General features: G+C 42.3%; 24 protein-coding genes and 4 pseudogenes. 11 read left to right on the top strand and 17 right to left on the bottom strand.

What is annotated here, in order from left to right; all coding sequences use genetic code 11:
* Nucleotides 1-285: pseudogene (locus tag K6984_RS28260) on the bottom strand (IS3 family transposase); the annotation flags it as partial.
* A 235-nt stretch (nucleotides 286-520) separates the two neighbouring features.
* Between K6984_RS28260 and K6984_RS28255 the strand changes: the two are divergent.
* From K6984_RS28255 to K6984_RS28245, 3 genes are all read left to right on the top strand, one after another.
* Complete coding sequence (locus K6984_RS28255) at nucleotides 521-1000, top strand: hypothetical protein (protein ID WP_221898362.1); 480 nt, start codon at nucleotides 521-523, stop codon at nucleotides 998-1000.
* Between the two features lie 193 nt (nucleotides 1001-1193).
* The gene (locus K6984_RS28250; protein ID WP_147636564.1) at nucleotides 1194-1409 is read left to right on the top strand and encodes a hypothetical protein; all 216 of its coding nucleotides are present in this window, start codon (nucleotides 1194-1196) and stop codon (nucleotides 1407-1409) included.
* A gap of 510 nt (nucleotides 1410-1919) precedes the next feature.
* Nucleotides 1920-2126 carry a cold-shock protein gene (locus tag K6984_RS28245; protein ID WP_221898361.1) on the top strand — a complete coding sequence of 69 codons (207 nt, stop codon included), beginning with the start codon at nucleotides 1920-1922 and terminating at the stop codon, nucleotides 2124-2126.
* 305 nt (nucleotides 2127-2431) lie between these two features.
* Here the strand turns inward: K6984_RS28245 and K6984_RS36795 are convergent, their stop codons facing one another.
* From K6984_RS36795 to K6984_RS28220, 6 genes are all read right to left on the bottom strand, one after another.
* Nucleotides 2432-2572, bottom strand: coding sequence for a carotenoid oxygenase family protein (locus tag K6984_RS36795; RefSeq protein ID WP_420831737.1), 141 nt, complete (start codon nucleotides 2570-2572; stop codon nucleotides 2432-2434).
* Nucleotides 2566-2784, bottom strand: a complete 219-nt coding sequence (locus tag K6984_RS36790; RefSeq protein WP_420831736.1) for a carotenoid oxygenase family protein — start codon at nucleotides 2782-2784, stop codon at nucleotides 2566-2568. The genes K6984_RS36795 and K6984_RS36790 overlap by 7 nt, the downstream gene beginning before the upstream one ends.
* A 334-nt stretch (nucleotides 2785-3118) precedes the next feature.
* Nucleotides 3119-3508, bottom strand: coding sequence for a transposase (locus K6984_RS28230; protein WP_221898358.1), 390 nt, complete (start codon nucleotides 3506-3508; stop codon nucleotides 3119-3121).
* 167 nt (nucleotides 3509-3675) lie between these two features.
* Nucleotides 3676-3804 (bottom strand): hypothetical protein, encoded by a 129-nt coding sequence (locus K6984_RS35330; protein WP_263458596.1) that lies wholly within the window; start codon nucleotides 3802-3804, stop codon nucleotides 3676-3678.
* 92 nt (nucleotides 3805-3896) lie between these two features.
* Nucleotides 3897-5063, bottom strand: coding sequence for an IS3 family transposase (locus tag K6984_RS28225; protein WP_087870166.1), 1167 nt, complete (start codon nucleotides 5061-5063; stop codon nucleotides 3897-3899).
* Nucleotides 5064-5093: 30 nt separating this feature from the next.
* Nucleotides 5094-5642: a winged helix-turn-helix domain-containing protein gene (locus K6984_RS28220; RefSeq protein ID WP_263458910.1), complete on the bottom strand. Its 549-nt coding sequence runs from the start codon at nucleotides 5640-5642 to the stop codon at nucleotides 5094-5096.
* Nucleotides 5643-5663: 21 nt separating this feature from the next.
* Between K6984_RS28220 and K6984_RS35325 the strand changes: the two genes are divergently transcribed.
* Complete coding sequence (locus K6984_RS35325) at nucleotides 5664-5792, top strand: hypothetical protein (RefSeq protein ID WP_263458596.1); 129 nt, start codon at nucleotides 5664-5666, stop codon at nucleotides 5790-5792.
* 121 nt (nucleotides 5793-5913) lie between these two features.
* Here the strand turns inward: K6984_RS35325 and K6984_RS28215 are convergent, their stop codons facing one another.
* The 4 genes from K6984_RS28215 to K6984_RS28200 are packed head-to-tail and all read right to left on the bottom strand — an operon-like array spanning nucleotide 5914 to nucleotide 7200.
* Nucleotides 5914-6303, bottom strand: coding sequence for a helix-turn-helix domain-containing protein (locus K6984_RS28215; protein ID WP_221898356.1), 390 nt, complete (start codon nucleotides 6301-6303; stop codon nucleotides 5914-5916).
* Nucleotides 6304-6336: 33 nt separating this feature from the next.
* Nucleotides 6337-6627, bottom strand: a complete 291-nt coding sequence (locus K6984_RS28210) for a SpoIIAA family protein (protein WP_221898355.1) — start codon at nucleotides 6625-6627, stop codon at nucleotides 6337-6339.
* A gap of 5 nt (nucleotides 6628-6632) precedes the next feature.
* The gene (locus K6984_RS28205; protein ID WP_221898354.1) at nucleotides 6633-7064 is read right to left on the bottom strand and encodes a helicase HerA-like domain-containing protein; all 432 of its coding nucleotides are present in this window, start codon (nucleotides 7062-7064) and stop codon (nucleotides 6633-6635) included.
* Nucleotides 7048-7200: a hypothetical protein gene (locus K6984_RS28200; RefSeq protein WP_221898353.1), complete on the bottom strand. Its 153-nt coding sequence runs from the start codon at nucleotides 7198-7200 to the stop codon at nucleotides 7048-7050. Before K6984_RS28200 ends, K6984_RS28205 begins: the two co-directional genes overlap by 17 nt.
* A gap of 12 nt (nucleotides 7201-7212) precedes the next feature.
* On the opposite strand from K6984_RS28200, the gene K6984_RS35320 reads away from it, so the two are divergent.
* Nucleotides 7213-7335 carry a hypothetical protein gene (locus K6984_RS35320; RefSeq protein ID WP_263458909.1) on the top strand — a complete coding sequence of 41 codons (123 nt, stop codon included), beginning with the start codon at nucleotides 7213-7215 and terminating at the stop codon, nucleotides 7333-7335.
* Here the strand turns inward: K6984_RS35320 and K6984_RS28195 are convergent.
* Both K6984_RS28195 and K6984_RS35315 read right to left on the bottom strand, forming a co-directional pair.
* Nucleotides 7313-7774, bottom strand: a pseudogene (locus K6984_RS28195) (helicase HerA-like domain-containing protein); the annotation flags it as partial. The gene K6984_RS35320 and the pseudogene K6984_RS28195 sit on opposite strands and share 23 nt — an antisense overlap.
* A 604-nt stretch (nucleotides 7775-8378) precedes the next feature.
* Complete coding sequence (locus K6984_RS35315) at nucleotides 8379-8507, bottom strand: hypothetical protein (RefSeq protein WP_263458908.1); 129 nt, start codon at nucleotides 8505-8507, stop codon at nucleotides 8379-8381.
* Between K6984_RS35315 and K6984_RS28190 the strand changes: the two genes are divergently transcribed.
* The 3 genes from K6984_RS28190 (at nucleotide 8464) to K6984_RS28180 (ending at nucleotide 12264) form a co-directional block, all read left to right on the top strand.
* Nucleotides 8464-9585, top strand: coding sequence for a substrate-binding periplasmic protein (locus K6984_RS28190; RefSeq protein WP_221898352.1), 1122 nt, complete (start codon nucleotides 8464-8466; stop codon nucleotides 9583-9585). The genes K6984_RS35315 and K6984_RS28190 overlap by 44 nt on opposite strands.
* Nucleotides 9586-9886: 301 nt before the next feature.
* Nucleotides 9887-11380 carry a SulP family inorganic anion transporter gene (locus K6984_RS28185; protein WP_221898351.1) on the top strand — a complete coding sequence of 498 codons (1494 nt, stop codon included), beginning with the start codon at nucleotides 9887-9889 and terminating at the stop codon, nucleotides 11378-11380.
* Nucleotides 11380-12264, top strand: a complete 885-nt coding sequence (locus K6984_RS28180) for a universal stress protein (protein WP_221898350.1) — start codon at nucleotides 11380-11382, stop codon at nucleotides 12262-12264. The genes K6984_RS28185 and K6984_RS28180 overlap by 1 nt, the downstream gene beginning before the upstream one ends.
* Nucleotides 12265-12419: 155 nt before the next feature.
* Here the strand turns inward: K6984_RS28180 and K6984_RS35310 are convergent, their stop codons facing one another.
* A complete protein-coding gene (locus tag K6984_RS35310; RefSeq protein WP_263458907.1) occupies nucleotides 12420-12542 on the bottom strand; it encodes a hypothetical protein in 123 nt (40 codons plus the stop codon).
* Between the two features lie 12 nt (nucleotides 12543-12554).
* On the opposite strand from K6984_RS35310, the gene K6984_RS28175 reads away from it, so the two are divergent.
* Complete coding sequence (locus K6984_RS28175; protein ID WP_221898349.1) at nucleotides 12555-12782, top strand: hypothetical protein; 228 nt, start codon at nucleotides 12555-12557, stop codon at nucleotides 12780-12782.
* Here K6984_RS28175 and K6984_RS28170 read toward each other — a convergent pair.
* Nucleotides 12701-13330 (bottom strand): annotated as a pseudogene (locus K6984_RS28170) (ammonium transporter family protein); the annotation flags it as partial. The gene K6984_RS28175 and the pseudogene K6984_RS28170 overlap by 82 nt on opposite strands.
* Nucleotides 13317-13445: a hypothetical protein gene (locus K6984_RS35305; protein WP_263458906.1), complete on the bottom strand. Its 129-nt coding sequence runs from the start codon at nucleotides 13443-13445 to the stop codon at nucleotides 13317-13319. The pseudogene K6984_RS28170 and the gene K6984_RS35305, both read right to left, overlap by 14 nt.
* On the opposite strand from K6984_RS35305, the gene K6984_RS28165 reads away from it, so the two are divergent.
* Nucleotides 13402-13617, top strand: coding sequence for a hypothetical protein (locus K6984_RS28165; RefSeq protein ID WP_221895414.1), 216 nt, complete (start codon nucleotides 13402-13404; stop codon nucleotides 13615-13617). The two genes, K6984_RS35305 and K6984_RS28165, sit on opposite strands and share 44 nt — an antisense overlap.
* 185 nt (nucleotides 13618-13802) lie before the next feature.
* Nucleotides 13803-14000 (top strand): hypothetical protein, encoded by a 198-nt coding sequence (locus K6984_RS28160; protein WP_221898348.1) that lies wholly within the window; start codon nucleotides 13803-13805, stop codon nucleotides 13998-14000.
* Here the strand turns inward: K6984_RS28160 and K6984_RS28155 are convergent.
* A pseudogene (locus tag K6984_RS28155) lies at nucleotides 13931-14419 on the bottom strand (ammonium transporter family protein); the annotation flags it as partial. The gene K6984_RS28160 and the pseudogene K6984_RS28155 overlap by 70 nt on opposite strands.
* Nucleotides 14420-14495 lie beyond the last annotated feature (76 nt).

The raw sequence follows: 14495 nt of genomic DNA, 5'->3' as shown, positions 1-14495 counted from the left end.
AGGACAATACTTTACCGTTCTAAAAAAAGCTTCAGAATAAGGGTTGTCATTACTCACTCGTGGGCGGCTGTATGAGCTGGTTAAGTTTAAATCATACATTTTGCTGCGCAAGGTGAGTGATTTCATTGGTGCGCCATTATCAGAATGGAGCACCAATGGGTTATACATCATTTTTTCCTTTAATAGGCTACGCTCAAGTAGTGTAGCGGCATCTTCGCCACTTTCTTGTTCATACACTTCAGCCCCGACTATTTTTCGGCTATAAATGTCCTCTATCATATATAAATCATCAGTGTTCCCATTGAAAGAAGAAGTACCTAAACAAAGCAGCCTATAACCTACCTGAAGGTAGCACCACTCGAATATTTTCATCTTTTTGATTTTAATCACTTATAACAGCAAATAGACACTCTGTAGGCACCGTAAAAAAACAACAAATAATTTCAAATAAAGCTTGCAATTGCCGAAAAAAATTTTCTAAAAATTTCCGTTTTAATCACCTCATAAACGGATATCACCCATGCTTAAAGACCTACCACTCTCTGAACATATTCACCAACACTGCAATGAAAGTATGGAACGTGCCCTGTTAGCAGAGCGTCATCCTTTGTGGGCTCGTTCATGCCCAGAGTTGAAGGATATCGACTTTATTCGTCTTGGGTTATTACGCTGTATCAGTGTAGTCGATAGTGGTCGCCATTTCCTCCAAACCAATGAACAGATTTATGGCCAGCTGCTTCCCCACTCAACGTATTTTAAATCACTGAAGTCGCATAGACGAACAAGTATGCTTGAGGCATTTGAACAGCAGAGCTATCATCTTCACGCTGAAACACTGCTATCGCAAGGCATTGATTATCTTAAAGCATTCCCAGAACTTGACGAATACACCATAGAAGCAGCGGATGGACATTTTATTGATCATGCCTGCCATACTGAAAAAAACAGCAAGGGGAAAGTTCAGGCGGCCGGGGGGATTTACGCGTTGAATCTCAATTGATGACGTAAAAGGAACGATAATGGACAGGATCGTGTAAACGAACAGAGAGGCTCGTTCGCGGCCTAAAGTGGTTTCGGAAAAATGATCTTGAAGCGGGAGTAAAATATCGCGTAAAATGAACATGCAGGCGCGCCATGCTACCTCACGAAATTCCGGGACTCCTGTCGCCATAATTCGTTCACCTACGCAGCGGATGGGAGATGCCCTGAACGCCCTGCGTCCGCAACGACTACGCACAAAAGCCGCTTCGTCATTACTACCTCACTGGCTGGACGGCTATTCGGAATGCAATTCTTGCTCCTCTCGCGTGCTGCTAGCACACGTCGAATCAGCGAATTGCCCTGTCGCCTATCAGGGACTAAAAATCACCACTTCGCTAAGCTCCGTTTCCATGATTTTCAGCGAATGAGGTCGTTTTATTTGTATAATCAATGTGTTATAAACTTTCATTACACAGTAAGACTAGGCCTCATTCACGATTAACCTGTTGTTTTTAAAAGGAATTTAAGGCTTTTAGTCAACGGAATGCCATCAATATTAGTAACTGAAGTTTCCCAATTATTGAGTAGCTGAAATACACAATGCTGGTGTATCGAGGTTTATTTTAGGTGGTTTTGCCATGTTTATAGCAAACCCCTACTTAATTCCCCTTAGGCAATAGCATTTGAAACGAATGAAAAGACTATTTTTTTCATATAGTTGTAGCATAGTTTCAATTTTACCATAAATAATTATTGGGAAACTTCAGGTTAGAGAACTTACCTGGTTTTAGAAATGTGTTGATTCTAAAGCTCAAAGTAGGGAAGATATACCAAAATTATATATTAATATTGTTCTTACAAATTTGGAAACTCTTTATCGTAATGGTGATAGCGAAAAGAGTAATATTATATTCACCCTTTAAAAAAGAAGATAACACATGAGTAAAGGTACAGTTAAGTGGTTTAGTGCGGATAAAGGTTTTGGCTTTATAACCCCAGAAGATGGAAGTAAAGATCTATTTGTTCATCACTCAGAAATTCAGGCTGGCGGGAGCTACGCAACTCTAAATGACGGTCAAGCCGTTGAATATGAAGTAGGTCAGGGTCAAAAAGGGCCATGTGCAAATAAAGTACAACCGCTATAAACACCCAATAACAGACAGATATCAAAGCAATCTAGAGGGAAGCAAGGCGTTGCTTTCCCCAAGATTGCAGTATTTTTCCTATCAAATAAAGAATCTTGACTGGCTGCAATGGGGCGTCAGCAGCTATTCAAGTGATAGTTAGACCTGATTGTGTTTAAACTTTAAAAATGGCAGATTGAATATGGCAGAATAATTGAATCACATTACTGATCAGGCCCTTTATCAAAAACATAATATTACCTTTTGCGTTTGACATTTTCCTTGGTACGTTCTAAGTTGTTTTATTCACAAGTCAGGCATTTACCCTAACTCTTGATAAAAGTGCCATGGAATCCAAAAGGTACTATCTGACCCACGTATACCCTCGCCAATTCTGATAAATCATTTGCATTTAATACCAATAAAAACGAATCACATTTTTCAGTATCCAATACGACTGTTAGAATAAATCATCTTCAGTGGAGCTATCAAGATTGGGTACAAATATACCCTCTTGTGGGTACATATTAGCTTGATACCATTCCCTTGTAGTCAAGTCATTCATATCAACTTTAATCAATGCATTTTCGCTATTACCATGGCAACTTAAGCCATATGCGAATTGATATCTATACGAATTGTAATATTTATAATTTATTGTCGGCATTTCAAAATAAATGCCCGTATCTGTAGTATGTCAATCACCATCCTATTCACAATTGACTGCTCTTTGGGGAATACCGGTCATTAGTGTGATCAAGCCTTACAGTGTCTTTTTGATAAAATTGCGACTAATACAACTTAATGTAGAGAATTTGAAGCTATTTTTGCTTATGCTCTTTTAAAAATTTAACAGCTAGATTTTTATCCTGCTGTGCAAAATATTGCATATCGATACTTTTAAATAGCTTATCTTCTAAATCAATAATCTTTTGCAACCATTGTTTATTCAGTTACCACGGCTATTCTATAGTTTCTCAGATAAATAATTTCCAAATTTGGAGCGCTTAAACTTAGGCGGTAACAACGAAATCTTCCCGCAATTTTTGCATAACACAAATCACTTTACTGGCATCATGCATATAAGTGTTAAAAGTTTGCACAACTGAATCATGAAGATCTTCAAAAGTTTTAAAATACTTCATATGAGTCGAATCGCGTTTCGTATTTTTCCATAATTTCTCAATCGGATTAAAATCCGGCGAGAACGCAGGGAGACGTTCTACTGTCAAACGATCTACATTAGCTAACTTAAATTCCTTAATAACACCGCTTCCATGATACGGGGCACCATCTTCAATTAGAATAATCTTGCCTTTATAATAAGCCAGCAATTGTGTTAAAAACTCAACATAGCTTTCACCATTAAAACGCCCAGATGTTTCAGCGTGTTGTAATATCATTGGCTTATAACTCTCGATCGCTGAAAATCAGGGAAACGGAGCCTAAGCGAAGTGATGATTTTTAGTCCGCGATAGCCGTAGGGCCGTTATTTTGTCGGAGTCTGAGCGTTAGCGAAGGTGGAGACAAAATAAAAGGCCATCCGACACGGCGTCAAGTCATTTGGAGCCTATGTTCCGACCCCTTGTTGGGTCGGAACGAGGTGACGAGGACGAATCGGGGCCGCCGGAGGCATAAGTGGTCGCGTTAAGTTTTTGCTGCTTGCTTGGGCTGGGATGCCCAAAACAAGCTTTCGCAAAAATAGCGACTCCCCGATAAGACGTTGTCGGCAAATATTATAGCACCCCAAAGAGTCAAGACAGATTTTTCAACAATCCTTATTCCATATTCCTAAGCCGCTTCATTCTGCTGTTCATTAGCTAAAATACTTTCTCTATATACATTCATTGGTTTTTTATAGTCCAGGGTTTCATGAAACCGTTGATGATTATAAAACTCAATATAGTCATCAACATCTTCTATTAACGCTCTAATTGAACCATATTCATTTAAATAAATACGCTCACATTTTGCACTTCGCCAAAACCGTTCAATACAAATATTATCCGTTGCTCGTCCTTTTCCATCCATAGAAATAGTAATGCCTTTGTTTTTTAGTCGTTGGGTATGAATTTCACTGGTGTATTGACTGCCTTGATCCGTATTAAAAATTTCAGGTGTTCCGTAGAGAGAAAGCGCTTCATCTAATACATCCATAACTAAAAAAGAATCCATTGTGTTTGATATTTTATGGGCGAGCACTGCTTTTGAGTGCCAATCAATAATCGCCGCTAAATAAACCATCCCTTCTTTGGTTTTAATATAGGTTATATCTGTACTCCAAACTTGGTTAGCGTGTGATATATCAAGATCTCTAAGCTTATAAGTATATTTTTTATGTTCTTTTATGGGGATCGTTGTATTGACTTGTTTTACCGCTAATACGGCTTTCAAGCCCATCTGCTGCCGATAACTCGCCACCGTGTTTAAACTGACTTTAAAACCACCTTCAAGCAACTGCTGGTGTACTTTAGCCGCACCATAAATAGGGATGTCTTTAAAAATGTGATTAATCTGAGTTTTGATCTCTTCTTTCTTTTTATTCTCTCTTTTTTTGTAATAGAGATTGCTTCTATTTAATCCTAATAATGCACACTGCTGTGTTAGAGGTAGAGTGTTAAGCTTGGGCTCAATCAACTGTTTTCTATCAGATGAGTCCAAGCTTTTTAGCTTTTTTTCGAGCCACTCCTTTTCAACCGTCATTTTTCCTACGATTTTTGTGAGCATCTCATTTTGTTCTTGAGCTGCTAATAGATCCTCTTTGTAATCTTTAACGGCTTTGGAGGGCTCCATTGCTATTTCTGCATTGTCTAAGAATATTTTTTTCCAGTTTTGTAGGTTCTTAGGTGTGATGTTATTTGCACTGGCAATTTCTTGCAGTGTTTTTTCATTCTTTAAAACTTCTAATACCAACTTGCTTTTAAATTCAGCACTGTAGACCGTTCTTTTTCTGCTCATTTTAATACTCCAATTTTTTACAAATAGTAACTAATTTGGAATAAGATTGCTTTGATTTCTTGTCTGGATTTGCTGGGGGATTATATATATCGCTTCCATAAAAAGCTTCTGTGTTGGATATTTCTCATTTTTTAAGCTTTTAAGAATAGCTAAAAATTCTTGAGGCAGCCCAGCTTCTTTTAAAAGTCTAAGTGACTTTGGTTTTATCTCATAAGCCAATGATTCTCGGTATTGAAAACTCCCTCCTTCGAGTTCGATCGTACCAAACATTTTCAACCCTTTTCGAATCCCTGATGTTTTCACTGTGGGTTGCTCTCCTATTGGAGCCCAGGTTCGTGCCAATGAACCCCACATAGCAAATGACACCTCATCACCGAATAAAACGACACTCTTTTCTTCTACCGCCTTTTCCATAATGGCAGGCAATGTTTCTTCCAGCCACGTTTTTCTTTCAAGCTCGTACTTTTCTTTTTCTTGGCGATCAGTCACAAAACGAGCTTTTTGATAACTGAAGCCCAGTTTTTTCATTAGGCTTGATAAATAGTTCAAGTTATAACGAACTTCAAATTTTAACCAAATAAGCTTGGGGAGTCGCTATTTTTGCGAAAGCTTGTTTTGGGCATCCCAGCCCAAGCAAGCAGCAAAAACTTAACGCGACCACTTATGCCTCCGGCGGCCCCGATTCGTCCTCGTCACCTCGTCCCGACCCAACAAGGGGTCGGAACATAGGCTCCAAATGACTTGACGCCGTGTCGGATGGCCTTTTATTTTGTCTCCACCTTCGCTAACGCTCAGACTCCGACAAAATAACGGCCCTACGGCTATCGCGGACTAAAAATCATCACTTCGCTTAGGCTCCGTTTCCCTGATTTTCAGCGTCGGCAATCATCGCAGTATTCCATATTCCACAATGAAATCCATTGTCTTCTGGGCCTTTCTTTATCAACTCAACCAATCTATTTTTCTGGTCTTTAGTTAACTTTGACTTCCGACCACGTCCTTGATAGTGTTGCCCTATTAACCAACCGACACCTTTATGCATGAATGTTTTCAGCCAATTTATAATGGTTTTTTCACAGACTCCCATTAGGCGTGCTATTTCTTTAATTCCCATGCATTCACTGAACCAGAGTAGAGCTTGAGTTAATCGATATAAACAAATATTACTTAGCTTGAGAGCTGTCGCCATATTTTTTTTTAGTCGGTCTACAATTGACTTTGAAAAAGTGAGGGATACCATTTTTGACTGTTTCCGTTAGTGTTGGGACGAAAATTATAAGCCAGTTTCCCCTCTGTCGTTTTTGTTTGTTCGGAAATTAATTTTCTGAAAGTCTATAGTTATATTTGAAACTCCATTTTCAAATAGGTATTTAAATTTTTCGGTCATAGCATCAAACTCCATACCGATAAAATCATCTATTTCCTGATAAATATATACCTCACCATATTGCTCAATTTTTTCCTTGATTATGCCAAAAGCTAATTTCATATCTTTTTCGGTAACCTTACCTGCTAATCGATATGCTATAGCACGCTCCACACCTATATCTAAAATTTCTAACATTACCCTTATCTACGCCCACCAAATAATGAACCCATAATACCTCGGACTATCTGCCGGCCTAACTGACTACCGACACTGCGGGCGACACTTTTGAACATCACTTCGGTTGCAGTTTGACGACTACGCACTCTTTTTGGTTTGACCTGCTGCGCTGACATTTTAGCCATTTGTGCTGCTCTTTGCTTAAGCAGTTCATACGCGGATTCCCTATATAATCGCGGTGATTTTGAGGTTAAATCGGTTGCATCGAGTATGCTGATGACACCATTACCCCCAAAGTCGGTGCGCTGAAAGTCATCAATTTTTAACGCCGGCTCGCCAAAAAATTCACTAGCTCCCTGCTCATCTAATACCAGCAAGCGGCGCTGAATCGCACCAACACTGGCTGATGAAATATTGCCATATTCAGATTTGAGAGTTCTAGAATTCTCTGCCATCCAGCGCTGTCAGCCCCGGACGGGCTGATAGTCTCCAGAAGGCGCAGGGAAATTTGCCAATCCGAAGTGCGCGATAGCGCGCGAGGGAGGCTAAAATTTTATCCCGAATAGCCGTAGAGCCATTTGTGGTAGCCATGACTGAGCTGCTTTGTGCTCAGTCTGTGGCGGACGCAGGGCGGCTGGAGCATCTCCTATTCGCTGCGTAGGTGAACGAATTACGGCGACAGGAGTCCCGGAATTTCGTGAGGTAGCATGGCACGTAAATCCTTGAGATCCAGCAGGAGCATACCCTGATCATCTGCAATTTTAAAGCAACTGTATAAAACTCCCGACTGGGTATCATTTAGCTCAAGTAAATGCGTGAGTAGCAAAGGCCCCATATCAGAAATAGTGGTGCGCACGGGATGGCCATTACGCGCAAATATATCACAGAACACAGTTGGGTTGGCACGAAACTGAAAATCATCAATTCTGATTTGCTGTACGCGCTCGGTGATTTTCTCGTGTGTCTACTCGGCTTTAGCAACACCCGATAAGTCACCCGCCATAAATACCGGCACACCCAGCCGCGAATAACCCTCGGCAAGAATCTGCAAGGTCACTGTTTTTCCCGTGCCGGTTGCCCCTGAGATCATGCCATGCCGATTACCCATGGCGGCGTCCATTATTATCTGCGTGTGTTCATTTGCACCAATCAATATTTCCTGCATAACCATCCCTTTTTTACCTAGCGTTAACTGTTGATCTGAAGTTTCCCAATAATTATTTATGGTAAAATTGAAACTATGCTACAACTATATGAAAAAAATAGTCTTTTCATTCGTTTCAAATGCTATTGCCTAAGGGGAATTAAGTAGGGGTTTGCTATAAACATGGCAAAACCACCTAAAATAAACCTCGATACACCAGCATTGTGTATTTCAGCCACTCAATAATTGGGAAACTTCAGCTGTTGATTACTAACTGTATCATCAGTGTTCCCCTATCAATTGAGGCCGTGAAACTAACCTCGTCACAAGAGAGCTCATAAAGCACTGTAAAGACATTCCTGTTATTATCATCAGTGTTCCCATTGAAAGAAGAAGTACCTAAACAAAGCAGCCTATAACTCGATGTTCAAGTTTTCAGCTATAACTGGGCTAAGAAAAGTAAATTTTTACGGCTTTGTTTTATAAGTGATTGATTTACAATGATGTTGATGCTTTCTTTGTCAGTAAAATTGTCAATAAAATCAATCAGTTAAAAAACTTGAACATCGAGTATAACCTACCTGAAGGTAGCACCACTCGAATATTTCCATCTTTTTTATTTTAATCACTTATAACAGCAACAGGCGCGCCATGCTACCTCACGAAATTCCGGGACTCCTGTCGCCATAATTCGTTCACCTACGCAGCGGATGGGAGATGCCCTGAACGGCCTGCGTCCGCAACGACTACGCACAAAAGCCGCTTCGTCATTACTACCTCACTGGCTGGACGGCTATTCGGAATGCAATTCTTGCTCCTCTCGCGTGCTGCTAGAACACGTCGAATCAGCGAATTGCCCTGTCGCCTATCAGGGACTAAAAATCACCACTTCGCTAAGCTCCGTTTCCATGATTTTCAGCGAGCGTATACCGCATAGCATTTCGAGTCTTTCCATACCAAACTCGGTTGCACTTGATCCTGGCCAGCATTTGATCAGCAGAATAAGGCAGCGCGGGGTTATAAGAATTGGCGTAAATGAAGATAAGCTACCCTTTTCTTTTTATAATAGTTCTGGGCACATAGTCGGCTTTGATATCGACCTAATGATGTCTCTTGCCGAAGATTTGCAGGTAACAATAGAATTTATCCCTTATGAGAGTGGGCTCCTGATTCAGCAGCTAGAAGAAGACCATTTCGATATTGCCGTTTCCGGGATTACGCCTAATCTTAGTTTACTGGCTTCCACCCGAATCCTGTACAGTCGCAGTTACCTGGATATCCACCTGGCTCTGATTGTGCCCGATTACCAGCGTAAGCAGTTCAGCGATATGCAGCAGATTAGTGCACTTAAAAATATCCATGTAGCGGTGCGTAAAGAGAGTATTGTTGCAGATCGAATTAGTGGCCTGCTTCCGGCCTCTAAGATCAGCGAGTTTGATTCCGTAGACGATTTTTTTAAGCAACCAGAATTTCGACAGCAGGTTTTATTTACCAGTGCTGAAGGCGGCTCAGCCTGGACATTGATTTACCCTGGGTACGCTGTTGTCACTCCCTTTTCCGGGCATCAGGGCGCGCCTTTAGTTATTGCGGTTGGAGGAGAGGATTTAATGCTGGAGCACTTTATCAGCACCTGGATTAAGTTAAAACAGACAGACGGTACTATTGATACTTTATTCAGACACTGGATTCAGGGAAAAACAGATACCCAAAAACGCCACGCTGGAGTATTTTTAACCATTTTTTTCCTGCTGAGGATTAACTCCTTTATCGCAACCAGAAAGCTCCATTGTAAACTGGTTCTAAATTTAGAAATGGAAAATAAATTCATATAGATAGGCAGTAATTGGTATCATAGTCGGTTACATTTTTTATAGTAATGATGTCAATCATTACTAACTGAAGTTTCCCAATTATTGAGTAGCTGAAATACACAATGCTGGTGTATCGAGGTTTATTTTAGGTGGTTTTGCCATGTTTATAGCAAAACCCCTACTTAATTCCCCTTAGGCAATAGCATTTGAAACGAATGAAAAGACTATTTTTTTCATATAGTTGTAGCATAGTTTCAATTTTACCATAAATAATTATTGGGAAACTTCAGATTACTAATTCTTATCATTCTTTAAGGTAGACATGCTCTTACTTTCAAAAAAACAAGACTGGCTAGGCAATATCAAAGGCGATGTACTTGCCGGGACAGTCGTTGCCCTTGCACTTATTCCTGAGGCAATCGCTTTTTCAATTATTGCCGGTGTGGATCCAAAAGTTGGCTTATATGCCTCTTTTTGTATTGCAGTTATTACTGCGTTTATCGGCGGCAGGCCCGGTATGATCAGTGCGGCCACCGGTGCGATGGCACTCCTAATGGTGACACTAGTTAAAGACTACGGCTTACAATATCTGTTAGCGGCAACCCTGTTAACCGGTGTGTTGCAGATTATATCCGGCTATATCAAGTTAGGCAGCCTGATGAGCTTTGTCTCCCGCTCGGTAGTGACCGGCTTTGTTAATGCTCTAGCGATACTGATTTTTATGGCACAGCTCCCCGAATTGACGAATGTCACCTGGCATGTCTATGCCATGACCGCAGCCGGCCTAGGTATTATCTATTTATTTCCGTATATTCCCTTTATCGGCAAGTCGATTCCATCGCCTTTAGTGTGTATTGTCGGACTAACTGGCGTTGCCATTTACCTTGGGTTGGATATCCGTACCGTTGGTGATATGGGTGACTTACCAGACACACTGCCAATTTTCTTATGGCCGGAAGTTCCTCTTAACTTTGAAACGCTGCAAATTATCTTTCCTTACTCCGCTGCTCTAGCTGTTGTTGGTATGTTAGAGTCATTAATGACGGCAACGATTGTTGATGATCTAACCGATACCAGCAGTGATAAAAACCGCGAATGTAAAGGTCAGGGAATTGCAAATATAGGCGCTGGCTTATTAGGCGGAATGGCGGGTTGTGCGATGATTGGGCAGTCTGTTATTAACATCAAATCAGGTGGTCGTGGGCGTTTATCAACCTTGGTTGCCGGTTTATTCTTACTCATTATGGTGGTATTTCTTAATGAATGGCTGTCTTATATTCCTATGGCAGCACTCGTCGCAGTGATGATTATGGTCTCTATCGGAACCTTTAGCTGGGATTCGATTATCCATTTGAAATCACATCCGCTGTCTGCAAATATCGTGATGATAATGACGGTGGTTGTCGTAGTCTGGACGCATAACCTGGCATACGGCGTCTTTGTCGGGGTCTTGTTAGCATCACTCTTCTTTGCCAACAAAATTGCCCACTTTATGTATGTAGAATCATCCATAAGTGCCGATGATGAAACCCGCACATATATTGTTCATGGTCAGGTATTCTTCAATTCAGCAGATAAATTTACAACTAATTTTGACTTTAAAGAAGCTGTTGATAAAGTGGTTATTGACTTGACTCATGCACATTTCTGGGATCTATCTGCAGTCGATGCCCTGGATAAAGTAGTTATCAAATTTCGCCGTGAAGGTGCCGACGTTGAACTGATCGGCCTAAACGATGCCAGTTCAACTATTGTGGATCGATTTGGCGTACATGATAATCCTGAAGAAATTGAAAAAGTAATGGGAGGACACTGATGAAACACATTCATACTGAAAACACACAACAAATGGTAGTTGCCTGTATTGATGGCGCTATGCTTACTGACGCAGTTTGTGACTATGCAGCCTGGATCTCCAAGCGGGTCGATGCGCCATTAAAATTATTGCATACGATTGACCATCATCATGAAACAGCAGTCACTGCTGATTTATCTGGAAATATCGGCTTAGGCAGTCAGGAAGACTTACTGGAAGAAATCAGTGGACTGGAGCAGCAACAAAGCAAGCTCAAATTGCAGAAAGGGAAATTATTATTACAGGCAGCAAAAGATCACGTCATCGCAGCAGGAATACCTGAGCCAATCTGTAGTAAGCGTCATGGTGGGCTCATTGAATCGTTAATTGAACTGGAAGAAAACATTCGCGTGTTAGTTCTCGGCGTTCGTGGTCAAGTACACGACGAGCAAAATAATACAATAGGCGCAAAACTGGAAGCCGTTATCCGCTCCTTACATCGCCCTATTCTAATCGTTAACGAAGAATTTACCACGCCACAAACCATTATGCTTGCCTACGATGGTAGCGAGGCGGCTGAAAAAGCAGTCGCAATGGTGGCAAGCAGCCCTCTGTATAAAGGCCTGACCTGTCATTTGGTCTGTGTGAATAAAAATGCCGCTAATGTTGCGAGCCTGTTACAGCAGGCACAAGCAAAACTAAAAAAAGCCACTGACCTGACCCTGATCACCGCATCCTTGTCCGGCAAGGCAGAACAGGAACTGTGTGCCTATCAACAAGAGCATCATGTCGACCTAACCATTATGGGCGCTTTTAGCCATACTCGCTTACGTGAGATGCTACTCGGCAGCTTTACCGTCAAAATGCTGGTTCACACCAAAAAGCCGCTGCTTTTATTAAGATAAAAAACTATATATTCTGTAGGGTGTGCTGAGGAACGAAGCGCACCATTGTACGTGATGCGCTTCGTTCCTCAGCAGCATCCTACAGGTTTCGGGTTTTATTTAATCCTTAATCCTTAGCCCGCCAATGTGCAGTACCGGCGAGCTAAGGCACCGCCCTACATACAGGCGCGCCATGCTACCTCACGAAATTCCGGGACTCCTGTCGCCGTAATTCGTTCACCTACGCAGCGAATAGGAGATGCTCCAGCCGCCCTGCGTCCGCCACAGACTGAGCACAAAGCAGCTCAGTCATGGCTACCACAAATGGCTCTACGGCTATTCGGGATAAAATTTTAGCCTCCCTCGCGCGCTATCGCGCACTTCGGATTGGCAAATTTCCCTGCGCCTTCTGGAGACTATCAGCCCGTCCGGGGCTGACAGCGTCTGTATTTATTGATTACTTTCCAGAGTTAGTGAATTCCGGATATGCTTCCATTCCACACTCAGAGAAATCCACACCCGCGTACTCTTCTTCCTGAGAAACACGCACTCCCATCACCGCCTTAATAATTGACCAGGTAATCAGGCTTGCTATAAATACAAAAGCAAAAATAGTTGCTATCCCGGTTAACTGAGCAACCAGACTGGCTTCATCATTCGAGAAGCAGACCGCTATCAAGCCCCAGATCCCGACAACCCCGTGCACTGAAATCGCACCCACTGGATCATCAATTTTCAATTTATCCAGACTGATAACTGCAAATACCACTAGAATACCCGCGATTGCTCCGATAACTGTGGCTAATAAAGGCGTTGGTGTCAAAGGCTCTGCAGTAATCGCAACCAGACCCGCTAAAGCACCGTTTAAAGTCATGGTTAAATCTGCTTTGCCAAATAATAGATGCGCAGTAAATAATGCAGAAATCACTCCACCTGCTGCTGCATTGGTATTAACAAAAACTAATGCAACCGCATTTGCTTCACCGATATCAGAAATTTTAAGTTCCGAACCGCCGTTAAAACCGAACCAGCCCATCCATAAAATAAACATACCCAGAGTCGCTAACGGCATATTACAACCAGGAATCGCAGGCGCGCCATGCTACCTCACGAAATTCCGGGACTCCTGTCGCCATAATTCGTTCACCTACGCAGCGGATGGGAGATGCCCTGAACGCCCTGCGTCCGCAACGACTACGCACAAAAGCCGCTTCGTCATTACTACCTCACTGGCTGGACGGCTATTCGGAATGCAATTCTTGCTCCTCTCGCGTGCTGCTAGCACACGTCGAATCAGCGAATTGCCCTGTCGCCTATCAGGGACTAAAAATCACCACTTCGCTAAGCTACGTTTCCATGATTTTCAGCGGATGAATCTCGCCATTCGCGCCATATTTACCTGCACGCGCACCTAACAAGATCACACCAGCTCAGGCGCGCCATGCTACCTCACGAAATTCCGGGACTCCTGTCGCCGTAATTCGTTCACCTACGCAGCGAATAGGAGATGCTCCAGCCGCCCTGCGTCCGCCACAGACTGAGCACAAAGCAGCTCAGTCATGGCTACCACAAATGGCTCTACGGCTATTCGGGATAAAATTTTAGCCTCCCTCGCGCGCTATCGCGCACTTCGGATTGGCAAATTTCCCTGCGCCTTCTGGAGACTATCAGCCCGTCCGGGGCTGACAGCGAATGCCGCAGTCGCACCACATAAATGTACCACACCCGATCCCGCGAAATCTAAAAATCCCATTTGATCAAGAAAACCACCACCCCATTTCCAGTAGCCCTGGATTGGATAGATAAAGCCAGTCATAACAACCGCAAACGCAAGAAATGCCCACAGCTTCATACGCTCAGCAACGGCATCCGAAACAATAGACATTGCGGTTGCAACAAACACTACCTGAAAAAAGAAGTCAGCCATTGTTGAGTAATAAGTCTCACCACCACTGGCTAAAACATCAGTCGCCGTATTATCTTCACCCAATAAAAAAATTATTCCAGGCCAGACGCTATTGACTGCATCACCCGGATACATTAGATTGTATCCACATAGCATGTACATAACGCAGGCTATAGCGAATAATGCGACATTTTTGGTTAGAATCTCTGTCGTATTTTTAGCTCTTACCAGTCCCGCTTCCAGCATGGCAAATCCTGCTGCCATCCACATCACAAACGCACCACTGATTAAGAAACTGAAGTTTCCTAGTTTTTAAAGCATAAGAATATCAGCTAATGCTTATTTT

Origin of the sequence: Bathymodiolus japonicus methanotrophic gill symbiont (genome assembly GCF_019721995.1) — a bacterium.
In the GTDB taxonomy this organism is placed as follows: Bacteria; Pseudomonadota; Gammaproteobacteria; order Methylococcales; family Methylomonadaceae; genus Methyloprofundus.
Note: the sequence above shows the minus strand (reverse complement) of the source record. Positions and strands in the feature narration are given on the sequence as shown.